1 protein-coding gene and 1 pseudogene are annotated in these 17,964 nt (G+C 71.1%); both read left to right on the top strand.

Annotated elements, in window-relative coordinates; all coding sequences use genetic code 11:
• The first annotated feature begins 24 nt into the window (after positions 1-24).
• Positions 25-9,738, top strand: coding sequence for a type I polyketide synthase (locus tag AMYAL_RS49685; RefSeq protein WP_051137607.1), 9,714 nt, complete (start codon positions 25-27; stop codon positions 9,736-9,738).
• 29 nt (positions 9,739-9,767) lie between these two features.
• Positions 9,768-17,900: pseudogene (locus AMYAL_RS47360) on the top strand (SDR family NAD(P)-dependent oxidoreductase); the annotation flags it as partial.
• Positions 17,901-17,964: the final 64 nt, after the last annotated feature.

Raw genomic sequence — 17,964 nt, 5'->3', positions numbered from 1 at the left:
CCTACCCCGAGGAGCGGACCTGCCATGGCGAACGACGAGAAGCTGCGCGAGTACCTGAAGCGCGTGCTCGCCGACAACGAGCGCTACCGCAGGCGGCTGCGCGCCCTCGAGGAAAGCGACCGCGAGCCGATCGCGATCGTGGCGCTCGCCTGCCGGTTCCCCGGCGACGTCCGGTCCCCGGAGGACCTCTGGGACCTCGTCGCGCGCGGCGGTGACGCGATCTCGGGCTTTCCCGTGGACCGGGGCTGGGATCTGGACAACCTGTTCGACCCCGATCCGGAGTGCGTCGGGAAGTCCTACGTCAGCCAGGGCGGTTTCCTCCACGACATGACGATGTTCGACGCCGGGTTCTTCGGGATCAGCCCCCGTGAGGCACTGGCGATGGACCCGCAGCAGCGGCTGCTGCTGGAGACCTCGTGGGAGGTGTTCGAACGCGCCGGGATCGACCCGATGTCCTTGCGGGGCAGCGACACCGGCGTGTTCACCGGCCTGGTCTACTACGATTTCGCGACCAGGCTGCACCCGGTACCGGACGAGTTCGAGGGCTATCTGGGCACGGGTATCGCGGCGAGCGTCGCGTCGGGGCGCGTGGCGTACACCCTCGGTTTGGAAGGCCCCGCGGTCACCATCGACACGGGCTGCTCGTCTTCGCTGGTGACGATCCACCTCGCCGCGCAGTCGCTGCGGCGCGGCGAGTGTTCGCTGGCGGTGGCGGGCGGGGTCACCGTGATGTCCCTTCCGGGCGCTTTCCCGGAGTTCTCGCGCCAGCGAGGGCTCGCCCCCGATGGCCGTTGCAAGTCCTTCGCGGCCGGCGCCGACGGCACCGCCTGGTCCGAAGGTGTCGGCGTCGTGCTGCTGGAGCGGCTCTCGGTCGCGCGGGAACTGGGGCATCCGGTGCTCGCGGTGGTCCGCGGCTCGGCGGTCAACTCCGACGGCGCTTCGAACGGGCTCACCGCGCCCAACGGTCCTTCCCAGCAGCGGGTGATCAGGCAGGCGCTCGCCAACGCCGGTCTGGCCGCTTCGGACGTGGACGTCGTGGAGGCGCACGGCACCGGCACGACCTTGGGCGATCCCATCGAAGCGCAGGCGGTGCTGGCGACCTACGGCCAGGGCCGTGACCGTCCGCTGTGGCTCGGCTCGCTGAAGTCCAACATCGGGCACACCCAGGGCGCGGCGGGCGTCGCGGGCGTCATCAAGACGGTGCTGGCGATGCGCCACGGTGTCCTGCCGAAGACCTTGCACGTCGACGCCCCGACCCCGGCGGTCGACTGGTCCGCCGGAGCCGTCGAGTTGCTCACCGAATCCCGTGCCTGGCCGGAACCCCGGCGTGCGGGAGTTTCCGCCTTCGGTGTCTCCGGCACCAACGCCCATGTGATTCTCGAATCTGCCGAAGAACACGGCACGGAAGCCGGGGAAACCAGCCCGCTCAGGCAGTGGCCGGTGGTGGTGTCGGGGGCGTCCGCGGACGCGGTGCGGGCGCAGGCCCGGCAGGTGGCGGAGTTCCTGCGGACGAGGCCCGACGTCGGACTGGCCGATGTCGCACGGGCACTGGTGAACACGCGCGCGCTGCTGGAGCACCGGGCGGTCGTCGCCGGCGACCGGGACACGGTGCTGGAGCGGCTGGGTTCGTGCGAAGCCGGGGTGGCCGACGTGACCGGCCGGGTGGTCTTCGTGTTCCCTGGGCAAGGTGCCCAATGGGTGGGGATGGGGCTGGCGCTGTGGGAGTCCTCGCCGGTCTTCCGGGACTCGATGGTGGCCTGTGCCGGCGTGCTCGAAGAGCTGGCCGGGTGGTCCTTGCGGGACGTGCTCGCCGACGAGGTGCTGCTCAAGCGGGTGGACGTGGTGCAGCCTGCGTCGTTCGCGGTCATGGTGTCCCTCGCCGCGGTGTGGCGTTCGCTGGGTGTCGAGCCCGACGCGGTGGTCGGGCACAGCCAGGGCGAGATCGCCGCCGCCCATGTCGCCGGGGTGCTCTCCCTCGGCGACGCGCTCCGTGTCGTCGTCCTGCGGTCCGCGATCATCGCCCGCGATCTGGCCGGGCAAGGCGGCATGCTGTCGGTGTCCGCGGCCGAATCGCGGGTCGGTGCCCTCCTTCCGGACGGGACCACCATCGCGGCGGTCAACGGGCCGGAATCCGTGGTGGTGTCGGGAGATCCCGAGCGGCTGGCCGCGCTCGCCGACACCTGCGAAGGTCTCGGGATACGCGCACGCACCATCCCTGTCGACTACGCCTCCCACAGCCCCTACGTCGACACCATCCGCGACGATCTGCTGCGGGCGTTGGCCGGTTTGACCCCTGAGCCGGGAACCGTGCCCCTGTATTCCACAGTGGACGGACGCTGGGCCGACGGCACCACCCTGAGCGCCGGCTACTGGTACCGCAACCTTCGCCACCCGGTCGGCTTCCACGCGGCGATCCAGGCGCTGGCGGCCGAGGGCCACCACGCTTTCGTCGAGGTCAGCTCCCATCCGGTCCTGACCAGCAGCGTCGACGACACCATCGCGGGCGCCACGCCCACCGTCGTCGTCGGCACCCTGCGGCGCGACGACGGCGACCGGGACCGGGTCCTCACCTCGGCGGGCGAACTCCACGTCCGTGGCATCGCCGTCGACTGGGGGCTCGGCCGCGGACCGCTGCTGGACCTTCCCACCTATCCCTTCCAGCGCAAGCGTTACTGGCTGGATGTGTCACGTCCGTCGGCCGAGGTGGCGTCCGCCGGGCTGGTCGCGACGGGGCATCCGCTGGTGACCGCCTCGGTGGGGCTGGCCGACGACGGCGCCGTCCTGCTGACCGGATTCGTTTCGGTGTCGCAGCAGCCGTGGCTGGCCGACCACACCGTCTCGGGGGTCGTGCTGTTCCCCGGCACTGGGTGGATCGAGCTTGCCGTCCGCGCCGGGGACGAGGTCGGACGGCCGGTGGTCGAGGAGCTGCTGGTCGAGACGCCGCTCGTGGTGCCGGAGGGCGGGGTCCGGCTGCAGGTGCGGGTCGACGCCGAGGGCTCGTTCAGCGCCTACTCCCGCGCGCCGGACAGTGATTCCTGGACTCGCCATGTCTCCGGTGTCCTGTCCGCGAAGGAACCCGATATCGACGGGGAGGTCTTCGCGCAGTGGCCGCCCGCCGGCGCGGAACCGGTCTCGCTGGAGGGTTTCTACGAACGTCAGGCCGAGGCCGGTTACGAACACGGGCCGCTCTTCCGTGGCCTGCGGACGGCCTGGCGGCTCGGCGACGAGATGTTCGCCGAGGTCGCGCTCCCCGCGGACGCCGGGTCCTCCGGCTTCGGTATCCATCCCGCGCTGCTCGACGCCGCCCTGCACACGTCGGCGGTCGGCACCACGCCCGGTGACGACGAGCAGGTGCTGCTTCCGTTCTCCTGGAACGGATTCACGCTGCGCGCGTCGGGTGCCACGACACTGCGGGTCCGGGCGGTCCGCGACGGTTCCGGCACCGTGTCGCTCACGATGGCGGACGGCAACGGGAAGCTCGTCGCCTCACTGGCTTCGCTGGTGTTCCGTCCGCTCGGCTTCGACAAACTGGCCGCCGTCTCCGGCTCGTTGTTCGGGGTGGAGTGGGTTCCGGTCGAGCCTGGGTTGTCCGCTGACACGGACTTCGCCGTGTGTGAGGTGGGTGACGGTGATGTCCGCGATGTGGTCGCCGGGGTGCTGGCGCGGCTGCAGGAACAGGGCCCGTCACGCCTGGTCGTGGTGACCCACGGTGTATCGACCCCCGTCGGAGCAGCCGTATGGGGCCTGGTCCGCTCCGCCCAGGCAGAGGAACCCGGCCGGATCGTCCTCGCCGACCTCGACGACGACCCGGCATCCCGTGCCCTGCTGCCCCAGATAGCCGCGGGCGACGAACCCCAGGTCACGATCCGGGCCGGGCAGGTCACCGTGCCCCGCCTGAGCAGGATCGAACCCGCAGGCAAACCACCCGCGCTGGACCCCGACGGCACAGTCCTGATCACCGGCGGCACCGGCACCCTCGGCCACATCCTCGCCCACCACCTCGCCGACGTACACGGCATCCGGCACCTGATCCTGCTCAGCCGCACCGGCGGCACCACCGACATCCCCGGCGCACACGTCGTGACCTGCGACGTCGCCGACCACACCGCACTCGCCGCCATCATCGACAGCATCCCACCCGAGCATCCGCTGACCGGTGTCATCCACGCCGCCGGAATCCTCGACGACGGCACCCTGAGCACCCTCAACCGCCACCGCCTCGACACCGTCTTCACCCCCAAAATCGACGGCGCCCTCAACCTCCACCACCTCACCCGCCACCACAACCTCACCATGTTCGTCCTCTTCTCCTCCGGAGCCGGGGTGTTCGGAACACCAGGGCAGGCGAATTACGCCGCGGCCAACGGTTTCCTGGACGGACTGGCGCACCAGCGCCACGCTGAAGGACTCCCCGCGACCTCGCTCGCGTGGGGCCTCTGGGAACCGTCGACCGGCCTGACGCAGAAACTGTCCGAAGCCGATCGCGGCCGGATGGCGGTCGCGGGCGTCCGCCCACTGTCCACAACGGACGGTCTGGCCCTGTTCGACGACGCGCTGCGGTCCGGCAGGCCGGTGCTCATCCCCACCCACTTGGACCTGTCGCCCAGGGAAACCGTCCATCCGCTGATGCGGGGCCTGGTGCGGACGAGCCGTCCCCTCGCGAGCGCCGCCCGTCAAGACGGCACTCTCGCCCGGCGCGTCGCCGAACTGCCCACGCTGGAAGGAAAGCAACTGCTGCTGGACCTCGTCCTCGACGAGGCGTCCGCCGTACTCGGCTACTCCCCCGGCGAGACGATCGATGCCGGCCGGGCGTTCAAAGAAGTCGGGTTCGACTCCCTGACCGCGGTCGAGTTACGTAACCGGCTGTCCGCCGCCGCCGGTGTCCGCCTGCCCGCCACGCTGGTCTTCGACTATCCGAACCCGGTCGCGCTCGCCCAGTTGCTGCGAAGGGAACTGGCCGGTGAACGACCGGCGATCGGAACTCCGGTGTCCGTGGGGGTTTCCGAGGAGCCGGTGGCGGTTGTGGCGATGGGGTGTCGTTTCCCTGGTGGGGTGGGTTCTCCGGAGGAGTTGTGGGAGTTGCTCTATCGCGGTGGGGACGCGGTGGCTGGTTTCCCGTCGGATCGCGGTTGGGATCTGGGGGGTTTGTCGGTGCGTGGGGGTGCGTTTCTGGGGGATGTGGCGGGGTTCGATGCGGGGTTTTTCGGGATCAGTCCGCGTGAGGCGGTGGCGATGGATCCGCAGCAGCGGTTGCTGCTGGAGGTTTCGTGGGAGGTGTTCGAGCGGGCGGGTATTGATCCGGAGTCGTTGCGGGGCAGCGACACCGGCGTCTTCGCCGGCGTGATCACCCACGATTACGCCACGCTTCTGCGCGAAGCCGTCGATGACTCCGATGGCTATCTCACCACCGGTGTCTCCGCAGGCGTGGTGTCGGGCAGGGTGGCGTATACGTTCGGTCTCGAGGGCCCGGCGTTGACGGTGGACACAGCGTGTTCGTCCTCGCTGGTGGCGGTGCATCTGGCGGCGCAGTCGCTGCGGCGGGGTGAGTGCTCGCTGGCGTTGGCTGGTGGGGTGACGGTGATGGCCACTCCAGGTTTGCTGGTGGACTTCAGCCGTCAGCGTGGCCTGGCTCCTGATGGCCGCTGCAAACCCTTCGCGAGCACTGCCGACGGGACCGCGTTCAGCGAAGGCGCGGGCCTCATCCTGCTCGAACGCCTCTCCGACGCCCAACGACGAGGCCATCCGATTCTTGCGGTGGTGCGTGGGTCCGCGGTCAACCAGGACGGTGCCTCCAACGGCTTGACCGCCCCCAACGGCCCCGCCCAGCAACGCGTCATCCACACCGCCCTCACCAACGCCGGGCTCACCCCGGCCGACGTCGACCTGGTGGAGGCGCACGGCACCGGCACCCGACTCGGCGACCCGATCGAGGCCCAGGCCATCCTCGCCACCTACGGCCAAGACCGCGACACACCGGCCTGGCTCGGCTCAGTGAAATCCAACATCGGCCACACCCAAGGCGCCGCCGGTGTCGCCGGAATCATCAAAACCATCCTCGCCATGAACCACGCCACCCTCCCGAAGACCCTCCACGTCGACACCCCCACCCCCGAAGTCGACTGGACCACCGGCAACACCACACTCCTCACCCAACACCGAGACTGGCCCGAACCCCGCCGAGCAGCCGTGTCCTCCTTCGGCATCTCCGGCACCAACGCCCACCTCATCCTCGAACACCACCCCACACAATCCACAAAGGACCCCGGTGACGGACCGTGGCCGGTGATCGTGAGCGCCCGCACCGAGGCCGCACTCCACGACCAAGCGGCCGAACTGGCAAGGCATCTGCGGGAGCATCCCGAAATCGGGGTCGCCTCGGTCGCGCGAACACTGTCGAAGCGGGCCCGGTTCGGCCACCGCGCCACCGTCATCGCCGAGGACCGGGAAGAACTCCTTGCCGGGCTGGAGACGCTGACTCCGATCGTCGCCGGTGGCAAGACCGCGTTCGTGTTCAGCGGGCAGGGGACCCAGCGGGCCGGGATGGGCCGCGAACTCCACGAGACCTTCCCGATCTTCCGCGACACCTTCGACGAGATCTGCGGACACTTCGAATTCCCCTTGCGGAACATCGTGTTCGAGTCGGACCGGCTGGACGGGACCAGGTACGCGCAGGCCGGGCTGTTCGCCCTCGAAACCGCGCTCTTCCGCCTGCTCGAATCCTTCGGCCTCCGTCCCGACTTCGTCGCGGGGCACTCCATCGGCGAGATCACCGCGGCGCACGTGGCGGGAGCGCTGTCCTTGACGGACGCCTGCACCCTCGTCGCCGCACGCGGCACGCTCATGCAGGAGCTTCCCCCAGGCGGCGCGATGGTCGCCATCGCCGTGGCCGAGCACGAGATCGTGGCCGCGCTCGACGGCAGGGCGAGTCTCGCCGCGGTCAACGGCCCGACGTCGGTCGTGATCTCCGGAGAGGAAGACGCCGTCCTCGCCATCGCCGCCGAATTCGCCGAACGTGGCTGCCGGACCCGGCGGCTGCGGGTCAGCCATGCCTTCCACTCGCCCCTGATGGAGCCCATGCTGGACGAGTTCGCGACCGCGCTGAAAGACATCGGGTTCACCCGGCCGGAGATCCCGCTGATCTCCACGGTGACCGGCGAACCCCTGACCGAGCACAGCGCCGGGTACTGGGCAGGCCAGGTCCGGCGGCCGGTGCGATTCCACGACGCGGTGAGGGCGTTGCGGGAACTCGGGGTGGGGACCGTGCTGGAGATCGGACCCGACGCCGCCCTCGCCACCATGGTCGACGGGGCCGTGCCGGTGCTGCGCCGCGATCGAACCGAGAAGCGAGCGGTGCTCGAGGCCCTGGCCGCCACCGGGCTTCCCGTGTCTTGGACTTTCGACGGTCCGGCCGAACTCGCCGACCTGCCCACGTACGCCTTCCAGCACCAGCGGTACTGGCCGGCGGCCGGGTCCGGCGCGGCGGCGACCGGGCTGGGACATCCGCTGCTGGGCGCGATGCTGGACCTGCCGGGCACGGAGGAGCTGGTGTTCACCGGTTCCTTCTCGCGGGACAGGCAGCCGTGGCTGGCCGACCACGTCCTGCGCGACCTCGTGGTCGTCCCCGGCACCGCGTTGCTGGAACTGGTGCTGTGCGCGGCCGAGGGCGCCGGATGCGGACGCGTCGAAGAGCTGACCAACGAGGCTCCGTTGCTGTTGCCGGAGGGCGGTGCCCAGGTCCAGGTCACCGTCGGCCGAGCCGACGCGAACGGTCGCCGGGCGGTGGCCGTCCACTCACGTCCGGAAGCCGGGACGGGCTGGACCCGGAATGTCCAGGGAACGCTCACCTCCGACGCCATGCCGCCCGCCTTCGATCTCGCCGAGTGGCCGCCTGCCGGAGCGATTTCCCTTGACGTCAGCGGGTTCTACGACGACCTGCGCGACCGGGGATACGGCTACGGGCCCGCGTTCCAAGGCTTGCGCGCCGCGTGGCGGCGAGAGGGCGAGATCTTCGTCGAGGTCGAGGTGCCCGGCGAACACGCGGATCGGTTCGCGGTGCATCCGGCCCTGGCGGACGCCGTGCTGCAGGCTATCACCCTCGGCGGCTTCGAAGCCGGGGACGAGGTGCGGGTGCCGTTCGCCTGGCGCGGCATCCAGACGTGGTCCGCCGGTGAGACCCGGCTGCGCGGTCGTCTGGCGGCGGACGGGAACGGCGGAGTCACCGTCGCCCTCGCCGACGACTCCGGGGCGCCGGTCGCGGAAATCGAATCCCTGCTTTCACGTCCGGTGCCCGACGCCCGGTGGGCTGCGGGCGGCAGGCTGTTCGAGGTCGAGTGGGTGCGGTCTGGGCGCGGTCGCGGTGATCACGGGTTCGCGGTCTGCGAAGCGGGCGGGGGAGACGTACGCGAGGTCGTCTCGCGGGTGCTCGCGTTCTTGCGGACCGCCGAGGCGCGGAAGCTCTTGGTCGTGACCCGTGGCCAGATCGGACCGGACCGTGGCGACCCGGCAGGCCACGCCGTCTGGGGACTGGTGCGGGCCGCTCAAGCGGAGGAACCGGGGCGGATCGTCCTGGCGGACCTGGATCCGGACGCCTCACCCGGACTCGTGCCCCGGAACGAGCCGGAGGTCGTGATCCGCGGTGGCGCGGTCTTCGTGCCGAAGCTCCGGCCCGTGACCGGGAGGGCGGCGGTCCTGGATCCGGACGGCACGGTCCTGATCACCGGCGGCACCGGCGCGCTCGGCCAGGCCGTCGCCCGGCATCTGAGCGAAGCGCACGGGATGCGGCATCTCCTGTTGCTCAGCCGTTCCGGCGGGACGACCGGGATTCCCGGCGCGCGGGTGGTGGCTTGCGACGTCGCGGACCGGGACGCACTGGCCGCCGTCCTCGACGAGATCCCCGCGGAGCATCCCCTGACCGGGGTGGTGCACGCGGCGGGAGTGCTCGATGACGGCGTGCTCGGGTCGCTGGGGAAGGAACGCCTGGAAACCGTGTTCGCCCCCAAGGTCGACGGGGCGCTCAACCTGCACGAACTCACCCGCGACCTGTCGTTCTTCGTCCTGTTCTCCTCCATCGCCGGGACCTTGGGCAACGCCGGGCAAGGCGGTTACGCCGCGGCCAACGGGTTCCTCGACGGTCTCGCCCGGCGACGGCAAGCCGAAGGACTCCCGGCGACGTCCCTGGCCTGGGGACCGTGGGACATCGGCATGGCCGTCGGGCTGGAGCCCCGTGGCGGGCTGAAGCCCTTGGCGACCGCCGAAGCGCTGGCCCTGTTCGACCTCGCTGTCGGATCCGGTCGCGCGATGCTGATCCCGGCCTGGCTGGAGCAGGGCGCAATCCCGAAACCCCGCCGGGCGAAGTCGCGCCTCGTGCTGGACGGTGATCCACATCGGACAGTGCTGGAACTCGTGCTCGCCGAGGCCGTCTCCGTCGTGCGCTCCGGGAAGGATGCCTTGAAGGCGGACCAGACGTTCCGTGAGGTCGGCTTCGACTCGCTCACCGCGGTCGAACTGCGCAATCGCCTCGTGACGGCCACCGGCGCGCAGCTGCCCGCCACGGTCGTCTTCGACCATCCGACGCCGCAAGCCCTCGCGCTTCGCGTGCACGCGGCGCTGTTTCCCGACGCGGCCGTCGAACCACCCGAGCGGGAGGGGCCCGACTTCGACTCGATGGACCCGGCCGAACTCGTGCGGCAGGCGCTGACCCCTGGGCAGAACGACTTCGAGGCTGGAGCGACCCCGTGACGACCTCAGAGGAACAGCTCGTCGAAGCGCTCCGCTCCACGCTCAAGGAAAACGAGCGGCTGCGGAGGCAGGGCGGCTCCACCGAGCCCATCGCCGTCGTGGCCATGGCCTGCCGGTTCCCCGGAGGGGTGCGGACGCCGGAGGAGCTGTGGGACCTCCTCGACGGCGGCGTGGACGCGATCGGAGGATTCCCGGAAGACCGTGGCTGGCCGCTGGACGACCTGTTCGACGCCGACCCGGACGCCTCCGGAAAGTCGTATGCCCGCGAGGGCGGCTTCCTCTACGACATGGCCATGTTCGACCCCGGTGTCTTCGGGATCAGCCCGCGTGAGGCCCTCGCGATGGATCCGCAGCAGCGGCTGCTGCTGGAGACCTCGTGGGAGGCGTTCGAGCGCGCCGGCATCGACCCCGCTTCCGTGCGGGGCGAGAAGATCGGCGTCTTCGGCGGCATCATCAACCACGACCACGGCACGCGGCTGCGCCCGGTCCCCGAAGAAGTCGAAGGGTATGTCGGGACCGGCAGTTCGGGCAGTGCCGCGATCGGGCGGGTGGCCTACACCTTCGGGCTGGAAGGCCCGGCGATCACCGTCGACACCGCGTGTTCGTCGTCGCTGGTGGCGATGCACCTGGCCGTGCAATCGCTGCGTCGCGGGGAATGCGCGATGGCGCTGGCGGGCGGGGTGACCGTGATGTCGACGCCGGACACGTTCGTGGAATTCTCCCGGCAGCGCGCGCTCGCCCCGGACAGCCGCTGCAAGTCCTTCGACGACAAGGCCGACGGCACCGTGTGGTCGGAGGGGGCGGGAATGGTGCTCCTGGAGCGGCTTTCGGTCGCCGAGGAACGCGGGCATCCGGTACTGGCGGTCGTGCGCGGTTCCGCCGTGAACTCCGACGGCGCGTCCAACGGCCTGACCGCGCCGAACGGACCGTCGCAGCAGCGGGTGATCCGGGCCGCGCTCGCCGACGCCGGTCTGTCCACTGTGGACGTGGACGCGGTGGAAGCGCACGGCACGGGCACCCGGCTCGGCGATCCCATCGAGGCGCAGGCGCTGCTGGCGACCTATGGCCGGGAACGCGAACACCCGGTGCGGCTGGGTTCGGTGAAGTCGAACATCGGCCACACCCAGGGCGCGGCCGGGGTCGCCGGGGTGATCAAAATGGTGCTGGCCATGCGGCACGGCCTGCTCCCCGCGACGTTGCACGTCGACGCGCCCACCTCGCGGGTCGACTGGTCGTCCGGCGCGGTGGAGATCCTCACCGAGGCCTGTCCGTGGCCCGAGTTCGACCGGCCGCGCCGCGCCGCGCTTTCGGCCTTCGGTGCCAGCGGCACCAACGCCCACCTGATCCTGGAGTCGGTGCCCCGAAGCCACGACGAAAGTGGCGGCCAGGCCGGGCCCTGGCCGGTGATGGTGTCGGGTGCCACCGAGGCGGCGGCGCGGGCGCAGGCCGGGCGGGTCGCCGAGTTCGTCCGGACGCGTCCTGGCGTCGACGCGGGAGACGTGGCCTGGTCGCTGCTGTCGTCGAGGGCGGCGCTGGAGCACCGGGCCGTCGTGGTGGCAGCCGACCGTGACGACCTGGTGGCGAAGCTGGCGGCGGCGGAGCCGGGGACCGCGGACGTCACCGGGCGGCTCGTGTTCGTCTTCCCCGGCCAGGGAACACAGTGGGCGGGGATGGGGCGTGCACTGTGGGAATCGTGCGCGGTGTTCCGCGACTCGATGCTCGCGTGCGCCGGGGTGCTCGAAGGCCTGGTCGGCTGGAAGCTGTGGGACGCGCTCGACGACGACGCCGCGCTCGCCAGGGTGGACGTCGTGCAGCCGGTGTCGTTCGCGGTGATGGTGTCGCTGGCCGCGGTCTGGCGTTCGCTGGGCGTCGAGCCGGACGCGGTCGCCGGCCACAGCCAAGGCGAGATCGCGGCGGCGTACGTCGCCGGAGTGCTTTCGCTGGAGGACGCCGTCCGTGTGGTGGTGCTGCGGTCCGCGGTCATCGCCCGCGAACTGTCGGGACGGGGCGCGATGCTGACGGTCGTCGCCCCGGAGGAGCAGGTGCGGTCGCTGCTGCCCGGCTTCGAGGACCGGCTCTGGGTGGCGGCGGTGAACGGTCCCGCTTCGGTGACCGTCTCGGGCGACGCGGACGCGATCGAGGAATTCGGCCTGGTGCTGTCCGCCCGGCGCATGCTGCGCTGGGCACTGCCCGGTGTCGATTTCGCGGGCCATTCCGGCCACGTGGACGCCGTGCGGGAGAAGCTGCTGGAGACCCTGTCCGGGATTCGCCCGGCGGCGGGCACGGTGCCGGTCTATTCCACTGTGGACGATCGCTGGCTCGGCGGCACGGAGCTGGACGCCGATTACTGGTACCGGAATCTGCGGCTGCCAGTGGGTTTCGAGTCGGCCATGCGCGGACTGGCCGCCGAGGGGCACCGTGCGTTCGTGGAGGTGAGCGCGCATCCGGTGCTGACCACGAGCATCGCAGACGTCGTCGGGGAACCCGCCGTGGTGACCGGAACGTTGCGCCGCGACGACGGTGACTGGGCGAGATTCCTTGCTTCGGCGGGGGAACTCCACCGGCGAGGTGTCCCGGTCGACTGGAAACCGGCCTTCGACGGGCCGTACCGGCGGGTGGAGCTGCCGACGTATCCGTTCCAGCGCCGTCGGTTCTGGCTGGACGCGCCTGCCGGAGCCGGGGACGTGACGGCAGCGGGCCTTGCCGCCGCGGACCATCCCCTGCTCGGCGCGGTCGTCCGGCTCCCGGAGGACGACGGGGTGGCGCTGACCGCGCGGCTGGCGCTCGCCACGCAGCCGTGGCTGGCGGATCACGTCGTGTTCGACACGACCGTCGTGCCCGGAGTCGCGCTGGTGGAACTGGCGATCCGGGCCGGTGACGAGGTCGGCTGCCCGGTGCTCGACGAGCTGGTGATCGAGGCGCCACTGGTGCTGCCGGAGCGGGAAGGCCGCCAGCTCCGTGTCCGGGTGCGGCCGCCGGACGCCCACGGACGCCGCGCGCTGACCCTGCACTCTCGTCCCGACAAGGCCGAGCCGGACGCCGAGTGGACCCGGCACGCGAGCGGGTTCCTCGTCGCGGCCGGCGCGCCTGCCGGATTCGAGTTCGCCGAATGGCCACCGGCCGGGGCGAAACCCGTGGACATGGAGACCACCTACGCCGGATTCGCCGCGGCGGGACTGGCCTACGGACCGGGCTTCCAGCGGTTGCGCGCGGTGTGGCGACGTGGCGAGGAGATCTTCGGCGAGGTCGCCCTGTCCGACGAACAGACCGCCGATGCGAGCCGGTTCGGGCTGCATCCGGCTCTGCTCGAATGCGCGTTGCACGCGAGCACGTTCACCGGCCAGGAGGTCGCGACGCCCGACGGGGACGTCCGGCTGCCGTTCTCCTGGACCGGCGTTTCGCTGCACGCTTCGGGCGCGACGGTGGTGCGCGTGCGTGCCGTCACCAGGGGAGAAGGCGAGGTTTCGCTGCAGCTGGCCGACGAGTCCGGCGCCCCGGTCGCCACCGTCGAATCGCTGGTGTTCCGGCCGGTTTCCGCCGCCGGGTTGCGGACCGCGACCGGTGGCTCGTTGTTCGGGGTGGAGTGGGTTCCGGTCGAGCCTGGGTTGTCCGCTGACACGGACTTTGCCGTGTGTGAGGTGGGTGATGGTGATGTCCGCGATGTGGTCGCCGGGGTGCTGGCGCGGCTGCAGGAACAGGGCCCGTCACGCCTGGTCGTGGTGACCCACGGTGTATCGACCCCCGTGGGAGCAGCCGTATGGGGCCTGGTCCGCTCCGCCCAGGCCGAGGAACCCGGCCGGATCGTCCTCGCCGACCTCGACGAGGACCCGGCATCACGTGCCCTGCTGCCCCAGATAGCCGCGGGCGACGAACCCCAGGTCACGATCCGGGCCGGGCAGGTCACCGTGCCCCGCCTGAGCAGGATCGAACCCGCAGGCAAACCACCCGCGCTGGACCCCGACGGCACGGTCCTGATCACCGGCGGCACCGGCACCCTCGGCCACATCCTCGCCCGCCACCTGGTGGAAGTTCATGGTGTCCGGCACCTGATCCTGCTCAGCCGCACCGGCGGCACCACCGACATCCCCGGCGCACACGTCGTGACCTGCGACGTCGCCGACCGCACCGCGTTGGCCACCGTCATCGACGCCATCCCACCCGAGCATCCCCTCACCGGTGTCATCCACGCCGCCGGAATCCTCGACGACGGCACCCTCGGCACCCTCAACCGAGAACGCCTCGACACCGTCTTCACCCCCAAAATCGACGGCGCCCTCAACCTCCACCACCTCACCCGACACCACAACCTCACCATGTTCGTCCTGTTCTCTTCGGTCGCGGGTGCGCTGGGCAGCGCCGGGCAGGGCAACTACGCGGCGGCCAACGGTTTCCTGGACGGACTGGCGCACCAGCGCCATGCCGAAGGACTCCCCGCGACCTCGCTCGCGTGGGGCCTCTGGGAACCGACCGGCCTGACCGTGCGACTCTCCGAAACCGACCGCCGCCGGTTGTCGAAGACCGGCATGCGGCCACTGTCCTCAGTCGACGGTATGGCGCTGTTCGACAGCGCGCTGGCGACCGGCCTGCCGTCACTCGTCCCGGCGCGGTTCGACCTCGCCGCGATCGGGCCCGGTGAAGTGCCGCCGCTCTTCCGTTCCCTGGTGCGGCGACGGCGCACGGTCTCCGCCGGATCCCCGGAGTCGCTCGTCCGGCTTCCCGCGGAGAAACGCCGTCAAGCGGTGCTCGACCTGGTGCGCCGGGAAGTGGCCGCCGTCCTCGCCCACAGCACCAAGGACACCGTCGAGGAGGTCAAGGCGTTCAAGGAACTGGGCCTCGATTCGCTGACCGGTGTCGAACTGCGCAACCGGCTCGCCGCCGCGACCGGGCTGCGGCTCCCCGCGACCCTTGTATTCGACTATCCGACTCCCGGCGGGCTGGCCGACCACCTCTGCGGGCGGTTGTCGGGCGGGGAGCGCAGGGTCACCACGTCCCGCGCCGCCGCCGGGGACGAGCCGATCGCGATCGTGTCCATGGCCTGCCGGCTGCCGGGTGGCGTGACGTCGCCCGAGGACCTGTGGGATCTCGTCGCGGGCGGGGTCGACGCCGTGACCGACTTCCCGTCGGACCGCGGCTGGGACCTGGGCGCGTTGTACGACCCCGATCCGGACGCCACCGGGAAGTCCTATGTCCGGCAAGGCGCGTTCGTCGACGACGTGGCCGGTTTCGACGCGCGGTTCTTCGCGGTGAGCCCGCGCGAGGCACTGGCGATGGACCCGCAGCAGCGGCTGTTGCTGGAGACGTCGTGGGAGGTCTTCGAGCGCGCCGGTATCGACCCGACGTCGGTGCGGGGCAGCGACACCGGGGTCTTCACCGGCGTGACGAACCACGACTACGACCACTATCGCCATCCAGGGGCAGGTGACCTGGACGCGTTCCGGATCACCGGGGTGTCCGGCAGCGTCGTGTCGGGCCGGGTCGCGTACGTCTTCGGCCTGGAGGGGCCGGCGATCTCGATCGACACGGCGTGCTCGTCCTCGCTGGTGGCGATGCATCTCGCCGTGCAGTCGCTGCGCCGTGGCGAGTGCTCGATGGCTCTCGCGGGCGGGGTGACGGTGATGGCGACACCCCGCGGTTTCGTCGAGTTCTCGCGACAGCGCGGGCTGGCGCCGGACGGCCGCTGCAAGTCGTTCGCGGCCGCCGCCGACGGAACGGCGTGGTCCGAAGGCGCCGGTGTGGTGCTGCTGGAGCGGCTTTCGGACGCCACCCGGCTCGGGCACCGCGTCCTGGCTGTCGTGCGCGGATCGGCGATGAACTCCGATGGGGCTTCGAACGGCTTGACGGCCCCGAACGGCCCGGCTCAGCAGCGGGTCATCCTGTCCGCGCTTGCCGACGCCGGTCTGTCCACTTCGGACATCGACGCGGTGGAGGCGCATGGAACGGGCACGCGGCTCGGTGATCCGATCGAGGCGCAGGCGGTACTGGCGACCTACGGCCGCGACCGTGACCGCCCGGTGTGGCTCGGCTCGTTGAAGTCGAACCTCGGCCACGCCCAGGGTGCCGCCGGGGTCGCCGGGGTGATCAAGATGGTGCTCGCGATGCGGCACGGCGTGCTCCCGAAGACACTGCACGTCGACGCGCCCACCCCGGAGGTCGACTGGTCGTCCGGATCCGTCGAGTTGCTGACCGAGCCCCGTGACTGGCCCGGACCGCGCCGCGCCGGGGTTTCGTCCTTCGGTGTTTCCGGCACCAACGCGCATCTCGTCCTCGAGTCCGTCGACGAGACCGGCGAACCCGAACCCGAGGGCAGCGGCCGTCACGGGCCTTGGCCGGTGGTGCTGTCCGGGGCGACGGCGGAGGCGGTGCGGGCGCAGGCGCGGTCGATGGCGCAGTTCGTGCTGGCGAACCACGACGTGGCCGTCGAGGACCTGGCGAAGTCGCTGGTGACGACGCGAGCGACGCTGGCGCAGCGTGCCGTGGTGGTGGCGGAGGACCGCGACGAGCTCTTGGCCGAGCTCGAAGCCTTGAGCCGGGACGCCGTCGAGGTGGCTCCGGCCGAAGGCAAGCTGGCCTTCGTGTTCAGCGGGCAGGGCAGCCAGCGAGCCGGGATGGGCCGGGAGCTGTACGACACCTACCCGGTCTTCCGTGAGGCCTTCGACGAGATCTGCGGGCACTTCGGATTTCCCTTGCGGGACATCGTGTTCGAGTCCGGTCAGCTGGACGGGACCCAGTACGCGCAGGCCGGGCTGTTCGCCGTGGAAACCGCGCTGGTCCGGTTGCTGGAGTCCTTCGGCGTACGGCCTGACCTGGTGGCCGGGCATTCCCTCGGCGAGGTGACCGCGGTCCACGTGGCGGGCGCGCTGTCCCTGTCCGACGCGTGCGCGCTGGTCGCGGCGCGAGGCAGGTTGATGGGCGCCTTGCCGTCGGGCGGGGCGATGGTGGCGGTGGCGGCCACCGAACGGGAGGTCGCCGCGCTGGTGGACGAAGACGGCGGCCGGATCGCGCTCGCGGCGGTGAACGCGCCACGGTCGGTCGTGGTGTCCGGTGACGAGGAGGCCATCGCCCGTGTGACGGACCGGTGCGGCGAACACGGATGGCGGACCCGGCGCCTGCGCGTCAGTCACGCGTTCCACTCGCCTCACGTGGACGAAGCGGCCGCGGACCTCGAAGAAGTGGTACGCGGGCTCACCTTCGCCGAGCCCCGGCTCCCGGTGGTCTCGAACGTGACCGGCGACGTCGTCGGCGCCGGGGTGCTGGGCGAACCCGGTTACTGGAGTACTCATCTGCGGTCGACGGTCCGGTTCGCCGAGGGCGTGGCCCGCCTGCGCGCGGCGGGCGTCGGCACGGTGCTCGAAGTGGGGCCGGGCCGGGCGCTGACCGGAATGGTCCGTGACTGCTGGCAGGACGAGCGCGACACGATGGTCGTGGCGGGCCTGCGGGAACGACGCGAGGCGGCCGGATTCCTTTCCTCGCTGGGTGAATTGTTCGCCGGTGGGGTCCCGGTGGACTGGCCGTCCGCGCTCGGCGGCGCCGGACGGCTTGTCGGGCTGCCGACGTACCCGTTCCAGCGCAGGCGTTTCTGGCTCGAACCCGCGAACCCGGAGTACACGGCTCCGCCCGTCGCCGCACGCCCCGTCGTCGACGAGGTGACCATGGCCGAGCGGCTCGAGGACCTGCCCCGCGCCGACCAGGAACGCGCACTGCTGGACCTCGTCCGCGAACAGGCGGCGACCGTGCTCGGCTACGAACGAGGCGTCAGCACCGGTTCACGGGAAGCGTTCCAGGAGCTGGGTTTCGACTCGGTGACCGCGGTCGAACTGCGCGACCGGCTGGCCTTCGCCACCGGCCTGCGCCTTCCGGCCACAATCCTCTTCGACCATCCGACACCCGCCGCCGTCGCCCGCGTCCTCCAGGCCGAGATGTTCTCCGGTTCCGCAGGCGGATCCCTTTCGCTGCTTCACGATCTGGACCGGCTCGAAGCCGCTCCGCCCGACACGGTGGACGACGGGTTCCGTGCCGCCGTGCTCGCCCGGTTCCAGCGGATCGCCGCGGGCTGGGCGCCGGAACCGGAGGCGGACACCGAGCTGGGGGACCGGCTCCGGACGGCGTCGGCGGCCGAGGTCCTCGACTTCATCGACAACGAACTCGGCCGGGCGACGAGATGAGCCCGGATGGACCAGCGGGACGGGAAAGGAGGCGGCGCGAAACCACTTGAGCACGTGATCGCCG

The organism is Amycolatopsis alba DSM 44262, assembly GCF_000384215.1.
Lineage (GTDB): Bacteria > Actinomycetota > Actinomycetes > Mycobacteriales > Pseudonocardiaceae > Amycolatopsis > Amycolatopsis alba.
This window is presented reverse-complemented; position numbering and strand designations above follow the sequence as displayed.